Genomic DNA, 16,983 nt, shown 5'->3' on the forward strand with positions numbered 1-16,983 from the left:
TTACGTTTGTCTTACTTTCATTCCGATACGGTTAAAGAAGTCATTCACTGTTCGAATTTGTTCAAGGTCGCTTACTGGGATTGTGACATTGACATGGACATTTCCATAGCGAGAGATATTTGTAGTTTGCACCGTTCCGCCGCCAGCCACGGTCATGCCTGGAACACTTGGAACCGTCGCCTGTGCCATTCGATTGGTTGCCGATACAACCGCGTTGATGTTTCGTTCAATCCCTTCTGCAAGCCCTAGTGGAATCCATTTTCCGATTTGATCGCGCATGACACGAGATGGAGAATTAATATCGAGTGCATCACTGATTGTGTTCTTGATTAAATCGGCAATAGACTTAACCTTTTCCCAAAGTGCTTCAGCCATTGAAGATATTCCACTAATCAGACCTTCGATGATGTTTTTTCCAATCTCGTACAAATCAATACCTTCTAAAAACGCTTTTGCTTCGTTCCAAATATCGGTTATGGTCTGTTTGGCTGCCGTCATTTTTTCAAACACAGCATTTTTCATGTTTTCAAAACCGTTGCTGATTGTTGTTTTGATATTTTCAACGGTTGTAGAGAAGAAGGATTTGATTCCGTTCCAAACGGAAGATATCACACTGTTGATGGCGATAAATACTGTCGATGTCGTCGATTTGATATTCTTCCACGCAGCACTGACATATCCTTTAGCCGCCTCGACTGCACCAGAAAATACCTTCTTGATGCCTTCCCATATGTTCCAGAGCGCATTTTTCATATTTTCAAAGATAGCTTTTGCGTCGTTTTTCAGTCCTTCAAAGTCACCAGTGACAAGATCCACAATGAGAAGAACAGCCCCAAGGAAGATGTTTTTGATGAACTCCCATACGCCACTAAAATACTGTTTGAGTCCCTCGAAAATAGTTTGTAGCCCGCTTTTCATTCCATCAAATAAACTCTTCGCTGTTTCCACAAACGGTGTAATGATTCCGATAACGGCATCTTTGATTGCGTTCCATATGTCCGTTGCCGTTTGTTTGATACTCTCCCATGTAGCAGAAGTAAAGTCTTTTATACTTGTCCATGTGTTAGAGAAAAATCGCTTGATACTTTCAAGCGTTGTGCTGAACCATTCTTTGATAGCGCCCCATATTTCGATAGCTTTTGCCTTAATGGTGTCCCAGTTTTTATATAAAACGACACCAATCGCGACCAATCCAGCGATTGCTGCAACCGCAATCCCGATTGGCGCTGCTATCGCTCCAATACTCACACCAAGCGTTCCTGCTACCATTGCTATAGATGTAAAAATCGGCGCTAAAGCCATGGCTGCACCTACTAAAATACCTATCGTTGAAGCAATTGCTGCAATAGTCGCAGCTAAAGTTGGATTTTTCGAAATCCATTCTGCTATGGAAGAAACTACAGATGCGATTACACCTAAAAGAGGTTCTGATGCAGTTTTCAAGTCGGCAAAAGCTTGTTGCAATTGAACGGCTGGGGAAGCATCCATTTTTGAGACTGAATCATTCAGTTGATCTTGATTCGCGCGAAAATCAACGGTTGCTGTTTTCGCGTTCAGAAGCGTGTCGATAATGTTTTGACCTTGGTCTTCATACATTGTGCCGAAAATTTGGACGCCTAATAGGTTCTTTTTCGTTTCATCGTCAACATTATTGAGGGCTGCGGCGATTTCTTGCATTGCTTTAGACCCTTGTTCTCCACCAGCCGCAACAGCTTTTCCCCATTCCTGCATTTGCTTCGCAGAAATGCCTGTGCCAGCAAGTAATTCTTTCACGGCTTTCGGCACTTCTTGGCCAAATTCCGCAACCCGAATACGCCCTTCTTTCAACCCATCTAAGAGGTTGTCAATGTTCCATGTTCCTGTTTCAATACCAGCTGCAAAAAGAGCTTGTATTTCTTGTGCTGTATATCCAGCGCGTTGCAATTGTTGACCATATTCTGCAATAATGTCTAACTGTTCAGGAGGAAAACCGATTTTTAAAAGCGCATTGGTTAACCCAAGCGCTTCTTCATTCGTTATATTTAGCTCTCTTGATATTTCATTTACTTCTTGAATGAGTTCCGTAAAATCAATTCCGCTATAGGAAGAAGCAATCGCAGCCGCACCTTTCACAATTGCTGCATTTGCTTCGTCGCTGGCATTTTTGTTCAGTGCCCATTGTCTGCGGACACCTTCCAACGCAGCTTCCGCGTCAACCCCATACGATTCAATTGTCCGAATGGCTTCTTTTACTGCTTCCTTTGACGATTCTGGAACCTCAAATGTTACATCAATCTTTGTTTTTAGAGTAGATACATCGAGTGATTTTTCAATCGCTCCAGCAATCCCACCACCAGCAACCAAAGCCCCAGCTACATTTTCAAGTTCAACGCCAAGCTCATTTACTGATTTTTCGGCTGCTTTTGCTTCTTTCGCCAACTGTTCAAGCTCTTTTTTGACGTTTTTAAGCGAATTGCCATCATCGACAGATGATAGAGCTTTCTTCATTTTGTCTATATCAATATTTGTTCCAAGTGCTGTTCTACCGATTTTTTCAAGAGCCGCATTCAGCTGTTGAGAAGATGCAGACCCGTTTTTTATCGCGTTTGTTAATCTCCCGCCTAATGTTCCTGCAAAATCATCAACACTTTTACCTGTTGCCTGAAAAAAAGTTTCTAACTGTTTTGTAGCTGTAGCAATTCTTTGCTGTTCTTGTTCCGTTTGAGCCAATCTATTCTTCAAACTGTTCAGTGATATTTCCGTGAACTCAATTTCACGTCGGAAAGCCCTATATTGCGCTTCACCAATATCACCACGTTGAAACTGTTCTTGCACTTGCTTTTCAACATTTCTAAGAGTGTTTAACTTCTCTGCTGTCGCTTGAATTTGATCAGCTAACAATTTTTGTTTTTGAGCAAGCGCTTCGGTATTGCCTGGATTAAACTTTAAAAGTTTATCGACTTGCTTTAATTCGTTTTGAATGTTCTTACTTTTTTCCTCAACGTTTGAAAGAGCCTTACCAAGTTTCGTGGTGTCCGCTCCTATGACCACGTTGATTCCACGAACAGACTCCGCCATGTTCTCACCTCCCTATCCGAAAAAGGCGTCTATATCTGCTTGTGTGGCCATTCTGCTGCGCGTTTTCGGCTTGTTAGTGACCATGTCGACGTAGATGTTCACGTACTTAAGTAAGTCGTTGACTGTCAATTCGTTCATTTCGTCAAAAGAAAGGCCGGCGCGTTTCCCCATAACAAGCAATTCCAAGTCTGGGCGCTCCGGCTTATCACGCTCTATATCAACGTTTTGGTTTGGTTCGGCTTCTTCCACGAAAAAAGCCTTTCTGCGCTTCCTCCATGACACAGGCCGTCAATTCTTCAAGGTCTAATTCGTCTAATTCAGCTACCCATGTGGCTAAGTCTGGGAACTTTTTCCCTACACCTTCGCATGCTTTTGCCATGGCCCAAGCCATTTGTAGAAAAAGAACCCCATCCATTTTAGAAGGGTCTTTTTCGATCCCGTCCATTTTCAGCAAATCACTCACAAGGTCGCTTTTAAAAGCTTGCTTATAATAAACAAGGGCCAAAGGCGTCGCCTTTAGCCCGATTTCCTTTTCACCAATTTTTATTATTCTCATTCATTACGCTCCTCCCCCGAATGTCGGTAGATAAATAGATTCAAAGAATGAGTTGTATGCAGTTGTATTCGTATCATTCAGCTCCATAACGCCGCGAACGATGTTTCTGCCGTTTAATTCGATTGGTAAAATGCGAATATTCAATGTTTCTGTCGCTGGCTCGACCGATTCAGCGCGGGTAGCATGTTCTTTAGACGGGCGACTAGCTTTGCAACGATAATAGACAAATCGGCGGTTTTTCTTGTCACCCAGTATTTGTCCAAGTAGTGCGAATTCTTTTGGTTCGCCATCAGTTGTTTCCACTAGCATCCCATTCGAATCAATTTCCCAACCGAGTAATTCCGCGATCACGCTGTCTGGAATATTGGCCATTTCAAGTCCTGCGGTATAACCATTGTTTGAAGTATAAGTAAAATATGGACCGTTGTCCGCATAGAACGTGCTTTCCTCACCCTGCGGTTCCGGAGAGAATTTAACCGCGCCTGGAATAAGGATTGGTGTGTCCCAAGTTGGTGTTGGTGATGTTGTGTTTAGATAGGCAATATGAACTTTTTCAAGACCAAACGTTACTTTGTTTTGGCTCATAAATTTCTAACCTCCTATGATTTGAATTTCATAGAGTATTTGATACACTTTTTCTTCATCGAGATATGTCTCGAATTTGCGATACGGCAATCCTAGTTCTTTGAGCTTGTCCTGTACTTTTTTCTCGGCAGCGAGATCTTTTTTGTCCGTGTATAGTTCAACTTGAAAGTTTTCGATAGGTACGTAGTTGATGTTGTCCGCCATCATGTCGTTGGAATAGGCGAATTGATATACAATAAACGGTGGTGTGACTGGGCTGGAAAACGAGCCGTAGGCAACAGGATAGCCGATAGATTTCAATGCTTGATAAAGTTCAGCCTGCGTCATTTTAACCACCGTTTTGGATGATCTTTTTCAATTCATCCGGCAAATTTGCCCCATTTTTTTCGTATGCAGGCCGTAAATGTGGATAAGCAGGTACGCGGCCACCATTAACCTTCGCGTGGCCGAACTCAAGAAGATGGACACGGCGGTAGTGTTTCTTGTTCCAAACAATGCGCTTGGTTGTGCCGTATCCGTCCTCTTTTGTAATGCCGAACCCTTGCGCGTATTCGCCTGTCCGTTTCGGAGCGAGCACTTTGGTTTCTTGTAATACTTTCCGTGCAGTCTTGTCTACTGTTTTTCTAACACTTACCGCCACGTCATCGGTATATTCCTTGATAGCCGATACCAACTCATCAGCTAGACGGTCGATCGGGATATTAGCCATTTAAACACGCTCCTTCGCTAAAATTGTGAGCGTTTTGTTCAATTCATCATCATTGATCGGAGGCTCAATAATATCAAAAATACGTTCCTGATATGAAATCCTCATATCTGAAGTAATTCCTTTTGTATAGCGAATTATAAATCGATAAGTAATAGTTGCTCGTTCTGCGCCAGCTGCTACATATTCAGAACCTTTAACCGTTTTAATCATTGCCCAGCACGTGCGTGCTGGCTGCCAATCCTCAACTGGTTGGCCGATTTCATCCTCTGTGACAACTCTCTTCAACAGCATAATGCGGTGTCTAAACTGACCGGTATTATAATTCGGATTGTATTTAAAGGGTTGCATTTGTTTCGCCTTCTTCTAACTGTATTTCTTCCAGAGCTTTAGCGATTCGGAGATCATTGATTTGCGTTAAAAAATTAGTCTGGAAATATTCCAACGCGTCATTGTAAACATACCGAGCGCGCTCAAAAACGAGCTCCTTGAATTCTTCATCTTGGTTAATGTCGTAATCGCCACATATACGAATTAAACTTTTATTTGATGCAGAAAGGATTCGAATTAGGTTCTCATCTTCCTCATCGCCTAATTTCATTCGTTCCTTAAATTCTTTCAAAATTTCAGGAGTAATCATTTACATCACTCCTTATCATCAGGAGCTTCTTCAACTTCCTCAATATAAATTTGACCGTATTTATTTTTCGTGGTCGAAAGTTCTTCCAATCTTGCTTTAGTCGCTTTGTAGCCTTCTTTTGGGTAAATGTCTCCAACGTTATAAATATGGCCGTCATGTTTCAGCTCTTTAAAACGCCGAATCACTTTAAATGCCATTGTCAATCACCTCCGTAAAAAAAGAAGAAACTCCTTAAAAATTAAGGAGTTTCAGGCTCTAAAATATCATCAATATTTAAATCAAATAGTTTGGCTGCATTGTTATCGTGAGCTTTACCAAATGCGAATTGTTTTGCTGTAAACAAATCGCAATCTTCAATGGCAAGAGTTTGGTCAAAACGTTTAATTTTGACACCGCCGCCAATGTAAGCATCATAGCGATCTTTTACAAAGGCTAATAATTTCCCTTGTGTCATGAATTCAGACTCTACCACGCGCAAATTATATGGCAACACTGTTACATACGCACCGTTTGCGTTTAAGAATGTATATAATGCTTTGATATTCCAAGCGTCAGATGGATTAACAACTAATACTACCTTGCCATCAACTTTAACCGATTTACCATTTTCTTTAACTGATAAGCGTTTCATTACAGCAGCCAATTCTTTTACTGTTGTCTGCGAATCAGCAAATGTTAATGTGCCGCTAGAATCTTTATCTGCATATCCATTAGTTGGATCAATTGGTTTGTTCAAATCCTTAATTAAGCCAATTGGCTCATCTTTTACTGGTCCTGCTCCAAGTAAAAACCCTCGCTCTAATCCCACTGCGAACGTCTCAACAATTTGAGCACGAACAAATCGTTCTATCCATTCAGGTCCATGCTCGTCGAGATCTTTAGGAATTACAACAAATGCTGTTAGTTTAGATTGTGTTACACTTTCTTCGCTAAAAGCTGCATCTAATTGTCCTTTAATTTCACCGAAAATTTTACCCCATACAGCTGCACCACTTGTCTCCGACTTAATGATGCGTGTGATTAAACCTGTAGTTTTTAATCCGAGTTCTTGCAATAACGGATGTTCGTTTGTTAAATCTTCAAAAATACGGTCAATTGTGGATTCAGGCAAAAGAATCTCTTCTTTGTATCCTACTTCAGTGCTTAAAGAGTTGAAAAATTTACGTTCTTCAGAAGTTAAAATGTTCGATTTACCACGAGCAGCAAGAATTTGTTGATCTAGGTTTTCTTGACGTACTTGAGCTGTAATCACTTCTTTTAAATCATTCACAAGAGCCTCTTGCATGTCAGCCCAAGCTGTTGCTTGTTCTTCTTCTGTCGCACCATTCTTAACCAAATCAATGTACACTTGTTTTTTCTCATTGTAAGTTTCCATATTTCCTTTTAATTTCATAGTCATATTGTAAAACCTCCTTTTAAATTAAAAAATGAACCCTTTTCGTTTCGTCTGCACTTTAGCAGGCGGCGTAGGTTCATTTGATAGATTGTTATTTTGTTTTAAGTTGTTAGTTACAGCGTTGATAATTTGTTGCAGCTGATCATCATCTAATTTAATTGCGCTTGCTGTAGCTGGTGTTGTTGGTTCAGATTCTGATATTTTATTAGCAAAACCAATTTCTACAGCTTCGCTTGCCGTAAACCAAGTCTCTTCTTCGACTTTTTGTGTTATGTCTTCTCTTGTTGTTTTGGCTTTTGTCATGTAGATATCAACAATAGAATTATCTAGCTTAGTCAGAAGTTCAACTTCTTTTAATAGATCACCTTTCTTTCCCCAGACAATCGTTGAAGCTTCATGAATCATCATCATCGAGCCTTTGCCCATGATTAATTCATCTGCTGACATAGCAATGATTGACGCAGCTGAGCACGCCCATCCATCCACATAAATTGTCACTTTTCCGGTATGCCTTTTTAAACGGTTATAAATGCTGATGCCATCAAAAGCATCTCCTCCAGGACTATTCAAATTGATAATAATGTCATTATTTCCTGCCTCTTTTAATGCATTGTCAACATCACTTGCAGAGACTGATTCTCCCCACCACGAATCACCAATCACTCCATAAATGGTGATTTCAGTCGTATTATTTTCTTTGTTGTGAACAAAATTGAATTTATGCGGGATTTTCTTTAATTGTTCGACATATTTTTGATTCTTAAACGTTTTGAAAAAGTCCGCTTTTTTCATCCATTATCACCTCCTTCAACAGAATCTGCAGATTGATAGTTTTTCGTAATCACAAACTCATCCAATGCTGGATTATCAGAGCGTTCTGCGCCAAACAATTCTCTCACCTCATTTCGCGTAAAGGCTCCGCTGGCAACAAGCTTATCTACTGCTTCTGCGTGTTCAATGACGTCTTTTTCCATTAAGCCTTTCACTTCAATCCTGGAACCTTCTAAATATTCGTTTTTCGTTAAAATCTTTGCATTCAATTCATCTTCAATCTTTTTGACCAATGGGCCGATGCAAAACTTGATGTATGCTTTAATTGACGTTTCGTATTCAGCCATTTCTCCATGGATTAACGCATTCGGAATACCCAGTATATTGGCCACATCATCAATCAGAGATTTTTTCAATTTTGTAAGCTCGTCGATCGACTGGCCGTTGTTATCACCACTAGCGACCTCATCATACTCAAAGCCTTTGAGTTTCGGAACAATGGCGACGGAATTTTTACTGAATGCTGCGAACAACTTATCAATAAACTTTTGCAATTTTGCTCGATTTTCTTCGTTTAGTGATTGGGTCGAATCGATGCTAACGATTCCTCTGATTTGATTTTTTCTCAAACTTACTTCAATCATTCGACTAAATAGGTCCGCAAAATCATTGAACATTCCATCCATAAACTCTGTTAATTTCTCATTGTTGTAAGTGATATAAATAACCTCATCCATTCGAAACGATCGTTGAAACTTATAATCTTTAACGGTCACATCACGAAAAATATCGGGATAAACCGCAAATTCATCTCTTGTGAAATCGTCAGCTATCAATAAATCATTTGTATCCGTAAGAATGACAAGCACTTCGTTTTCATAAATCAAATTGTAAATAAAGTCTTGCCAAAAATCAGCAGCACTTTGGTCCGTGTTCGGTCTAATGTTCAACAAATAATGCCAATCGTTGTATTCCCGTTTTCCATTTTTCATAAAACGGAAATCCGATTGGCTAATCGTTCGGCCAATGAAGTTGATACACGTTTCTAAGGCCATTTTCTTTAAGTAAGCTCGGTGAGACGTTTCATAAGTTAGATCAAGGTCAAACATCCATTCCAGTTCACTATTTCTTCTCAAAATGTCACTAAGCCAACCCATTATCCATTCTCACCTCCTTAGAAGTTTAATGCGTCTAAAATATCCAGCGATTCTTCAATGTTTGTATCATTTATTTCATCAATCCGGTATAACCCATAAACAAATGCTTGGAAACCGTCTGTCTTTCGACGGATGGGCTCTTTCTTTTGGTACTCTTTGTTTCCATCCTTCTTAATCACCACAAGCACATTGTTGGTGTACCAGCGCATAAGAGGATTATCGCCAAATATAAATAACCGATTAGCAAAACCTGTTTCCACTCGAGGCGCTAACAAGCTGTGAATAGCTCTAGGATTGCGAATAACCTCAACTTCGAATCCTACTTCTTCAAGTAACGTTCTCAATATTTCCATTCGGAAATTGTCTCCAACTATTTTCTTGATATTGTAATATTTTCGCATTTCAACAAACCAATTCACGATATGTTGAGGATTTATTGTTGGTTCATCTACAACCGTAAGAAGTCCTTGTTTTTCCCATTCCCTAATTGGAGCAAATTTGCGTTTTCCAGCCATTTCAGCATCATGTTTTTTAGAATAACTGTAATATTTATCAACAAATTCTTTTCTTGCGAAAGAGTAGGTAATGAATGGATATTTGCCTTCATGTTTAAATACCAGGCCACATGCCGCGAAATCTCGAATGCTCGCAAAGTCTAAACAACCAATACACTCTCGACCTAACAAGTTCGGCATTGGTTGATTCGTAGCTTCTATTTCCTCCCATTTAGCTACAGAGCGTTCCAAATCCGTAACCGGCAAATTCATACGTTTGGTCATAAATTCTTCACGGTTACTTGGATCGTCCTCTAAATCCTCGAATTCTTCCTTGATAGTTTCAAACAAACCTTGAGCGTATTCGCCTCTTGGCTCACTTAACATCGGGTTTGCTTTTTCCCAGTTTGATGGATCTTCGACTTCACTTTCATCATCCAGCTTACAAATGAAAGGAAACAAAGCATTTGGACGAGCTTCCCCGGTCAGTACCTTCATTGCTTTTTCTTTTAACTTGTCCAGGAATCCATCACGGACATAACCGTCAGTTCCAATATAAAATTCTCGAGGATTTGGCTTTTTTCCTAAACCAGAAATATGAACACGAACATCTTTATTGCTTTCATACTGATGAATCTCATCAAATACAACAGCACCATCGCGCAAACCGTCTTTAGTTTCACCATTTGAGGTACGGAACTTCAATACGCTTCCAGTCTTTATTGATACGGTTTGAGTTAGTGTCGTTTTAAAAGCCTTCTGGAGTATTTCGTGACGTTTTATCGTTTTGTGAACTTCATCTGGAGACGTTTTTGCCTGTTCTTCACTGTTTGCAACAACAGAAATGTTATACTCTTCAATTCCGTGCAACTCACTAATAAGAAAATGAGTAATAACGGAAATTAAACCGTTTTTACCGCCTCCACGCCCTAACATCCAAAGATGTTTTCGATAAAATACGCGATTATTTTTTTTATTAAATAAAAAGACGAAAGCGATTAAGAACTTTTGGAACGGTTGCAATGGGAAATACCATTTTTCACCGAACTTAATGCAGTTCTCTATCATTTCGTCATCAAAATACAAATCATCTCGGCTTAAAACATATTTCTTGAGATATTCAATTAACAGAATTCGCTCTTTGTTAAATTTGATTTTCCCTGTCTCATAGAGACGGATGTACTCGTCTACATATTTTTGGCCAATCATACTAAATCACTAGCGCTGTAACCACCTTGATTGTCGGTAGTGCTCTTTGGTTTGTTATCTAATCCTAAATCTTTTCCAAGAGCTATTATTTGGGCGTTTATTTTATTTCTCTCACTAATAAGAGGGTGAGCCTTTGTAAATTTCTGTGAACCGTTTATGGTTGTGACTGACTCTCCCTCTTTGCTGATCGTTTTGCTGATTTTTCGAAATGACTTTACCAGGTCGATATACCGTTCCACTTTTTCTACCTGTACCAAATCATTTGTGTCTATCCGTTCCATCAACTGTTCCTTTAGTTTGGTAATACTTACCGACATAGCCCCACCCCCTTACGTGAGTATTTTTTCAAAAATTCTCGACAGTACACTGCCCACCGCCGGTGCCCAGTAAAAAATTTTTTTCAAAAACTTTTGACCCGGGGGGTCCTATTTTTCACCATTTTTCGTCATCCCATTTAGGCTTTGCCGGTTCAAAGACTCTACCATGAATTCGGTTATGACAATTAACACATAATGTTTCAAGGTTATCCATGTCTAAAGCTAATTCTGGATGATCCTTAAGTTCTTTGATATGATGAACAACCAACTGAATCTTCTTTCTTTTCGCTTTCTCGCTATACTCATTTGTATCGATGGTGACGTAACCATTCCGTTTACATTCCTGGCATTCGTAGTTGTCCCGTTTTTTTACTTCTTCTCGAAGCAGTTTCCATTCGTCGCTATCGTAGAACTTACGCTTTTGTTGTCTTGTTTTGTAGTGGTTCATTGCGATCACTCTTCATCTTCAATACTTTTTGTTGTATTGATTTGTTTAATATCCAAACACTTTTCACAATAGAATGTGGCTTGAACAAATGAATATACTACCTTGCCCTCGCTATAGATGTTCTCCACATTTGAATCCAGTATTTGATACTTATGTTCACACACTGGTTTAAAATTGTACGCTTGTCGCTTAGGTGGTCTTGGTGTTTGCGGTACAGGTTTCAAACTGTGACATTCATTATTAAAATTAATCCTAGCGTTAGGCATTTCATAAACCATGCTATCCCTCCAAATAAAAAAGCACCCTGAAGGATGCTTAATTCTTAATTAACTCTGCAATTGTTTTAGCTATAATATTTTCTAACCTTTCAAATCCTGCATCTGTAAAACGTTTAAGAATGTTTTTGGCTTTTTCTTCTCCACTCGAAACATTTTCTAATTCTAACTCCAATTTATCTTCTAAATATCTTACGGTGTGTCCGGTTAGTAAAGCATTATCTAGTCTTACACCAAGAATACCATACGGCTTACGGCCACCTTTAATATAGGTTACATTATGTATGAATCCTTCATTTTCTAATTTCAAGATAGCAATATTAAATACATCTTGATCCATACCTTTTTCTATGAACTTTCTTTTTACTTCATTAAAGTTAGGTATATCTTTTTGATACTCAATAAATAAAGCAATAAGAATTTCTCGCTTAGTATCAACTATCATATTTTATCCCTCCTTCCGCCTACTCCATTCGGCAAAAGGGGATATTTTCCTACATCATTTATTCGTCAAATTTTGACAAATAGAAGGTTTTTCCTTCCATTTAAAAGAATTTTTTATAAAGAAAGGTGGTGAATGTAAATGCAATATAAACCTGGGCAAAGGCCCGAACATTCCGGTCAATTTCAAGAAAGAGGACCTAGAGGTGGAAAAGTAAGCAATACTGAGATTACGGGAATTGAAGGAAAACCTTTACCACCTACATCAAAACCCGGAAACGTTTGGGTTCAAGTTGATAAAACAAAACATAAAAAGTAAAGCTTTATAATATATAAATATGCCTTTATTATCTTTTAAAGGCTTTCTTTTTTGTTCATCACTTCCTCCTAATCGCCCCACGCACTCTTTTGTACGTTGGTCGGCTAATACCCATGATTTCATACCAGTTAACTTTTTCTTTCTTCCTTTTAGCCTTTTTCTCTTTGGCCATGTTCTTTAGCTTCTTAACATCTTTATCTGGCAAATGGTCAATTAGCTTCATCTTCAACACTCCAAACAGAGTAAAATAAAAACGCCACCCCATAGGGTGACGCTAGGTAAAAAAAGCATTCTGTTGGGAAGTTTCGCCCTTCTTCATATCCCACGATACAATCATAGCACGTCCAAAACAAAATAATCTGTCATCTTTCTGTCATTTTTCCTTCACTTCTCCGTCAGTTTCTTGTCACTTTCGATGCTTATCTTTTATACAGTCCATTAAGCATAGGCATAAATTAGGTTTTTATATATTTCTGATTTGTAAATACGCTGTTCCTTTACATTAACTTTGGATACACTAGATACAAACAACAATCGATAACCTTGTTCCTCGTAGTATTTATTTAGCATATGAATATGAAGATCAAGAAAGGTTTTAGTTCTGGTTATCGATACCCAAAAGATTCTCCACGCTATCTTTTTGTTTGAACTGAGAATTCTTTTTAATTTTTTCTTATCGATTTCGGACAACTTATTATCCTTATTTATTTCCGCTATATATTTTGTTTTGTGCTTAGAAATGTCTCTATATGCTAGTATCGGCATAAAGAAAGTAAGTACAGTAATATTTGCAACATCTACGAAGAAATTACTTCCTTTTACTTGAAAAAAGATTCGTAGGAGCAGTCCCAAAAAGATGGAGATTACAAATACCACAACCAAAATAATAAAATGGGTATTAGTCAGCATTCAGCCTTCACCTCCCAATAATTGGTTTCGTTTGGTAACCTTTATTTCCAATTGGGGTACTCCTTATACCATGGTTGAAGACCTCAAGTCCTAACAAAATCGCAACAAACAACCAGCTAGTAAACACATACGCCTCCAAACTAAATGATCCGAATTTGCTCATTAGCATATTATTTGGATTACCAACAAGGATTAAATTAGGTATTTTTCCGGATAATGTAAAAAGATTAGAAAATGCAAGACCCTCGATTATTGCAAAACCAAGTGAGATCAGAACGCCGATAATACCTAAACCTCTCTCTATACTTCTATTGTAATATGCAACATTAGCGTAATCGATGATCAACATCAGGAAAAAAACTAACCTAGATGCAAAAAACATTTTTATTTCATTATCAGTGTTGGGGATAAAATTTAATAAAACTAAGTTCACAGAAATTAACACTGCTCGGAATAAACCTAAAAAAAATCTCATAATACCAACCTTTGCACTAATAATATATTCAACCGTATTGATATTTTTGTTAATTTATTTTCGACATCTGGAATTGGTTTCCTGCAAGTTTATTTCGTCAAATATCGACAAGTCGGCATAAGGAATACCGCAGTAATAATATTAAGCCTGTTGATTCCAGAAAACGTATTACCAAAGGTTGATTATATCTATTACTTTTTTAGAATGGTAGTAAAATAGTTCGACAAATATCAACAAAAAGACACCTACACAGGTGCCTCTTCCTTGTAAACTTCAATCCGCAGCGCGAAGGCTAGCTTGTAGAATGCCTTTTCGCGAACGCGGTAGAACCTCGATTCACTGATTCCCATTTCATTGTATATTTCGTAATCGTAAGGCTCTTCCAATGTCATATATCGTCTGATTATCAATTCCCGTTCTGTTTTGTTGAGCCGATTCACCGCGCGGCGTATTCTCTCCATGTACTCGTCACGTTCTCGTTCGAAATCTGCTCTTTGGATGGCCGCGCTTTCTGTAGATGAGTAAAACGCATTCGTGTTGCTCGGCGGCACGAGAGAGTACGTCTGTGTCACGCGTGGTAAAAATTCATCTGGAACTGTCAACATATACATGCGATATTTTTCAAGTGCTGCCTCGACTGCTTCTTTGGTTTTTTCCCCATCTGTATCACGCAAAAAAGACAATTGCTTCACCACTTGGACCCCTCCCGTGTTATACTTAATGTAGAGAGCTACTAACGCCGGGAGGAATCCTGGCTTTTTTACTGCATATTTTCTTCGTACTACGCAATATCAACGTCATCTGTAGCACAAGAAGGGCATCCCTCATAATTTTCAACAAAGATAGCTTCCCCTAGTTCGTCATAACCATCGTATCGAGGTACAATTGCTAATTCTTCTCTTAACCCCTTCCAATCGCATTGATTACATTTAACTTTTTGATTAGGAAACATCTTATTCATCATTTTTCCTCCTTCGCATTATGTGTCAACTATGAAACTCCATGCTTATTTTCCTTCATAAAATCAAGAAAATGTTCACGAATTTTCCACGCTGTCTTTTCACCGACGCCTGATATTTCTTCCAACTTTCCAAGCCACTCCAACATCAATTGCGTGTCTAATTCGTTTTGCCGTTTGGCTCCTGCTTCAAATCCACGATTCCAAGCCTTCATTACTTCTGGATGAAAGGGAGAAGTTGTTTTCTCCCTCTCACGTTTGATTTTGCGTAGTGATTTGCCCATCACATCACCAGCTTCCAGCCTTTTTTGATACGGCTATCAAGCTCGTATTTTTTCAGTGGTTCATATCGATAGACAGCTTGTCCATCTTCACGGCGAAACAACAGATACCACTTTGCTTTGCGTTTGCGTTTCTTCATCCGATCACGCACCATAGACATCTTTTTGCAGTTTTTGTAACGTATAAAGCCGTAATGCTTTCAGTTCGCGTTGAAGATCGATGCAATTGTCTGAGTATCGGTCATTTCGCTCTGTTAATTCAGATATAGCCTCTTTCAATCTCTGAACCTGATTTTCTAGCAACAAATTCTCTTTATGAAGCCGTTCCTTGTCCGCCATCGCTGTTTCGAACAGTTCTTGCAAACAAGCAATTTCATTCTCCTTCTCAGTGACTAGTTTGTGAGCATCGATGACTTCACGTTTGAGGCGTTCGATTTCTTGTTTATTAGTATTAGGAACAGAATTTGATTTTAATTCTTCTAGTTGCTTTTTCAGCTCATCACGCTCGGCTTCAACCTCCAAGTACTTGATATAGGAAATAACTCTTGGTTGGCTCATCTTCTTTTCCTCCCTCTCCTTTAGAATTTCATCTACACTTTTCCCTGCTCGTAACTGTTCTAGTTCCTCTGGCGTCAGCTGATATGTTTTAACGCTGTTATCGAATACATATTGCCTTGTTCCAAATCTTGGTGGTCCAGATCGGTATGGAGAAATTTTTGTTAAGGTTGCCATCCTACTCACCTTCTTTTATGGTTCGGGAGCAGAAAACTGCTCCCTTTTGTTTACTTCACAGCTCTAAGCTTTCTTTCTTCACGCTCAACGTCTTCCAACGACATTTGGTAATCTACTTCACGGACTGCTGCAGCAAATTTTTCGATTCCTGTATCCCATAGACCATGACGTTTGATAATATCGGAAAATTCTTCAACGTCGTGTTCACGGATGGACCAGCTATCTGCTTGGTCTGCTGGTTCGTATTTTTCAACCCAATCGCCTGTTTTCGGGTCAATATCCTTGAAACTCTTGCGGGCGAAATGACACAATTCATGATCGACGAGAGCAACACGTTGGTCATGCTTCATAGCGTTCCATGCATCGGCGCTAATGAACACAAAAAGCATTTTTCCTGTGACGTATCGTTCAAACGCTGTGCATTTTTTGGCCTTTCCCGCCCAATCGCTCGAGCCCTCGCGGAAGTAGTAGCCAATGACATCCTTAGCATCTTTTAAATGCGGATGATACTTATCGATTAATTCCTCAGCAATTTCTCTTACTTCTGTTGCTTCTTTAAAAAATACTCCGGACATATTGTTAACCTCCTAGATTGATAGATTAAGAGATTTTATTCAAAGCTTCTTGTTGAAACTTTGTTAACTCAACTTGTCCATTTAAAGCCCGAGCAATTTGGGCTAGCACAAACGCATCGCGGACGTTATCGCTGTTGTGTTCAAATCCCCAGCGCTTGTAGATCGGCAAAACCAGTTCATCTTTCTTGGCATTTCCTTTGCCTGTGGCAAATTTCTTGACTGAAGACGGCGGAACCTCATAGTAACTCAATCCAGCTTTGATTAGCTCTGATCGAAGTATCCAGCCGATGCCGTACTGGACACTAACCGCAGCGCCTCTTGAACTGTAGGAAAAGCCTTCGATGCAAATGACATCGTGGTCTGTAATGTACTTCATTACTGTTTTAGCAATATCCATAAATCTATGTGGGTCTCTTTTCTCTTTTGATGTGATTTCTACGGCTGTATGTACCTTGTTGTCTTCGAGAATGACGAGCCCCGTTTTCGTTGATGGATCAATACCTACAAATCTCATATACTGACATCCTTTCAACTGGTGACTTCGATGGGTTGGTCCTTCACTGTATGCTCCGCGCCGCATTTGTCACATACTGCAATCAGTCCGTTTTGTGTTCTCTTCACTCGGAAAAGCGTACCGTAACAAATTGTCCCTCTTTCAGAGATTCGTTTAAGACAAATCAAG

Annotated in this window: 28 protein-coding genes; 1 reads left to right on the plus strand and 27 read right to left on the minus strand. The window is 39.2% G+C overall.

All coding sequences use genetic code 11. The features are described from left to right. The 17 genes from ABES52_RS05880 to ABES52_RS05960 form a co-directional block, all read right to left on the minus strand. On the minus strand, nt 1-3,057 hold the full coding sequence (locus ABES52_RS05880; RefSeq protein ID WP_429649905.1) for a replication protein: 3,057 nt from the start codon (nt 3,055-3,057) through the stop codon (nt 1-3). 12 nt (nt 3,058-3,069) lie between these two features. Then, nucleotides 3,070-3,228 carry a hypothetical protein gene (locus ABES52_RS05885; protein WP_429649907.1) on the minus strand — a complete coding sequence of 53 codons (159 nt, stop codon included), beginning with the start codon at nt 3,226-3,228 and terminating at the stop codon, nt 3,070-3,072. A gap of 46 nt (nt 3,229-3,274) precedes the next feature. Then, on the minus strand, nt 3,275-3,613 hold the full coding sequence (locus ABES52_RS05890) for a hypothetical protein (protein ID WP_429649909.1): 339 nt from the start codon (nt 3,611-3,613) through the stop codon (nt 3,275-3,277). 3 nt (nt 3,614-3,616) lie between these two features. Then, nucleotides 3,617-4,198, minus strand: coding sequence for a major tail protein (locus ABES52_RS05895; RefSeq protein ID WP_429649910.1), 582 nt, complete (start codon nt 4,196-4,198; stop codon nt 3,617-3,619). 6 nt (nt 4,199-4,204) lie between these two features. Next, the gene (locus ABES52_RS05900; protein ID WP_429649912.1) at nt 4,205-4,525 is read right to left on the minus strand and encodes a hypothetical protein; all 321 of its coding nucleotides are present in this window, start codon (nt 4,523-4,525) and stop codon (nt 4,205-4,207) included. A gap of 1 nt (nt 4,526) precedes the next feature. Beyond that, on the minus strand, nt 4,527-4,907 hold the full coding sequence (locus tag ABES52_RS05905; RefSeq protein WP_429649913.1) for an HK97 gp10 family phage protein: 381 nt from the start codon (nt 4,905-4,907) through the stop codon (nt 4,527-4,529). Next, entirely contained in the window at nt 4,908-5,255 is a 348-nt protein-coding gene (locus ABES52_RS05910) for a phage head closure protein (protein WP_429649915.1), read from the minus strand. Further along, nucleotides 5,242-5,544 carry a BTB/POZ domain-containing protein gene (locus ABES52_RS05915; protein WP_429649917.1) on the minus strand — a complete coding sequence of 101 codons (303 nt, stop codon included), beginning with the start codon at nt 5,542-5,544 and terminating at the stop codon, nt 5,242-5,244. Before ABES52_RS05915 ends, ABES52_RS05910 begins: the two co-directional genes overlap by 14 nt. Nucleotides 5,545-5,549: 5 nt before the next feature. Then, nucleotides 5,550-5,741, minus strand: coding sequence for a termination factor Rho (locus ABES52_RS05920; RefSeq protein WP_429649919.1), 192 nt, complete (start codon nt 5,739-5,741; stop codon nt 5,550-5,552). Nucleotides 5,742-5,782: 41 nt separating this feature from the next. Continuing rightward, complete coding sequence (locus tag ABES52_RS05925) at nt 5,783-6,943, minus strand: phage major capsid protein (RefSeq protein WP_429649921.1); 1,161 nt, start codon at nt 6,941-6,943, stop codon at nt 5,783-5,785. A 21-nt stretch (nt 6,944-6,964) separates the two neighbouring features. Further along, complete coding sequence (locus ABES52_RS05930; protein ID WP_429649923.1) at nt 6,965-7,732, minus strand: head maturation protease, ClpP-related; 768 nt, start codon at nt 7,730-7,732, stop codon at nt 6,965-6,967. Next, nucleotides 7,729-8,868, minus strand: coding sequence for a phage portal protein (locus ABES52_RS05935; protein WP_429649925.1), 1,140 nt, complete (start codon nt 8,866-8,868; stop codon nt 7,729-7,731). Before ABES52_RS05935 ends, ABES52_RS05930 begins: the two co-directional genes overlap by 4 nt. A gap of 17 nt (nt 8,869-8,885) precedes the next feature. Continuing rightward, nucleotides 8,886-10,571 (minus strand): terminase TerL endonuclease subunit, encoded by a 1,686-nt coding sequence (locus tag ABES52_RS05940; protein ID WP_429649927.1) that lies wholly within the window; start codon nt 10,569-10,571, stop codon nt 8,886-8,888. Next, nucleotides 10,568-10,888, minus strand: coding sequence for a P27 family phage terminase small subunit (locus ABES52_RS05945; protein ID WP_429649929.1), 321 nt, complete (start codon nt 10,886-10,888; stop codon nt 10,568-10,570). Before ABES52_RS05945 ends, ABES52_RS05940 begins: the two co-directional genes overlap by 4 nt. Nucleotides 10,889-11,003: 115 nt before the next feature. Next, a complete protein-coding gene (locus ABES52_RS05950; RefSeq protein ID WP_429649931.1) occupies nt 11,004-11,336 on the minus strand; it encodes an HNH endonuclease in 333 nt (110 codons plus the stop codon). A gap of 5 nt (nt 11,337-11,341) precedes the next feature. Next, nucleotides 11,342-11,614 carry a hypothetical protein gene (locus tag ABES52_RS05955; RefSeq protein WP_429649933.1) on the minus strand — a complete coding sequence of 91 codons (273 nt, stop codon included), beginning with the start codon at nt 11,612-11,614 and terminating at the stop codon, nt 11,342-11,344. A gap of 37 nt (nt 11,615-11,651) precedes the next feature. Further along, the gene (locus tag ABES52_RS05960) at nt 11,652-12,056 is read right to left on the minus strand and encodes a YjcQ family protein (protein WP_429649935.1); all 405 of its coding nucleotides are present in this window, start codon (nt 12,054-12,056) and stop codon (nt 11,652-11,654) included. A gap of 138 nt (nt 12,057-12,194) precedes the next feature. On the opposite strand from ABES52_RS05960, the gene ABES52_RS05965 reads away from it, so the two are divergent. Then, the gene (locus tag ABES52_RS05965; protein ID WP_429649937.1) at nt 12,195-12,371 is read left to right on the plus strand and encodes a hypothetical protein; all 177 of its coding nucleotides are present in this window, start codon (nt 12,195-12,197) and stop codon (nt 12,369-12,371) included. Between the two features lie 58 nt (nt 12,372-12,429). Here ABES52_RS05965 and ABES52_RS05970 read toward each other — a convergent pair whose 3' ends face one another. The 10 genes from ABES52_RS05970 to ABES52_RS06015 all read right to left on the minus strand — a co-directional run bounded on the left by ABES52_RS05970 (nt 12,430) and on the right by ABES52_RS06015 (nt 16,815). Continuing rightward, nucleotides 12,430-12,594 carry a hypothetical protein gene (locus ABES52_RS05970; RefSeq protein WP_429649939.1) on the minus strand — a complete coding sequence of 55 codons (165 nt, stop codon included), beginning with the start codon at nt 12,592-12,594 and terminating at the stop codon, nt 12,430-12,432. A gap of 215 nt (nt 12,595-12,809) precedes the next feature. Then, nucleotides 12,810-13,280: a hypothetical protein gene (locus ABES52_RS05975; protein WP_429649941.1), complete on the minus strand. Its 471-nt coding sequence runs from the start codon at nt 13,278-13,280 to the stop codon at nt 12,810-12,812. Between the two features lie 7 nt (nt 13,281-13,287). Beyond that, entirely contained in the window at nt 13,288-13,755 is a 468-nt protein-coding gene (locus ABES52_RS05980; protein WP_429649943.1) for a hypothetical protein, read from the minus strand. Nucleotides 13,756-14,000: 245 nt separating this feature from the next. Then, on the minus strand, nt 14,001-14,450 hold the full coding sequence (locus tag ABES52_RS05985) for an ArpU family phage packaging/lysis transcriptional regulator (protein WP_429649945.1): 450 nt from the start codon (nt 14,448-14,450) through the stop codon (nt 14,001-14,003). Nucleotides 14,451-14,536: 86 nt separating this feature from the next. Beyond that, a complete protein-coding gene (locus ABES52_RS05990) occupies nt 14,537-14,716 on the minus strand; it encodes a hypothetical protein (RefSeq protein WP_429649947.1) in 180 nt (59 codons plus the stop codon). Between the two features lie 29 nt (nt 14,717-14,745). Beyond that, nucleotides 14,746-14,997, minus strand: coding sequence for a hypothetical protein (locus ABES52_RS05995; protein WP_429649949.1), 252 nt, complete (start codon nt 14,995-14,997; stop codon nt 14,746-14,748). Next, complete coding sequence (locus ABES52_RS06000; protein WP_429649951.1) at nt 14,997-15,134, minus strand: hypothetical protein; 138 nt, start codon at nt 15,132-15,134, stop codon at nt 14,997-14,999. Before ABES52_RS06000 ends, ABES52_RS05995 begins: the two co-directional genes overlap by 1 nt. Before the next feature lie 4 nt (nt 15,135-15,138). After that, nucleotides 15,139-15,726: a hypothetical protein gene (locus tag ABES52_RS06005; RefSeq protein WP_429649953.1), complete on the minus strand. Its 588-nt coding sequence runs from the start codon at nt 15,724-15,726 to the stop codon at nt 15,139-15,141. A gap of 50 nt (nt 15,727-15,776) precedes the next feature. Next, nucleotides 15,777-16,301, minus strand: coding sequence for a putative metallopeptidase (locus ABES52_RS06010; RefSeq protein WP_429649955.1), 525 nt, complete (start codon nt 16,299-16,301; stop codon nt 15,777-15,779). Between the two features lie 25 nt (nt 16,302-16,326). Beyond that, nucleotides 16,327-16,815 (minus strand): crossover junction endodeoxyribonuclease RuvC, encoded by a 489-nt coding sequence (locus ABES52_RS06015; protein WP_429649957.1) that lies wholly within the window; start codon nt 16,813-16,815, stop codon nt 16,327-16,329. Nucleotides 16,816-16,983 lie beyond the last annotated feature (168 nt).

It is taken from the genome of Aeribacillus pallidus, from assembly GCF_050478865.1.
Classification (GTDB): domain Bacteria; phylum Bacillota; class Bacilli; order Bacillales; family JACDOC01; genus JACDOC01.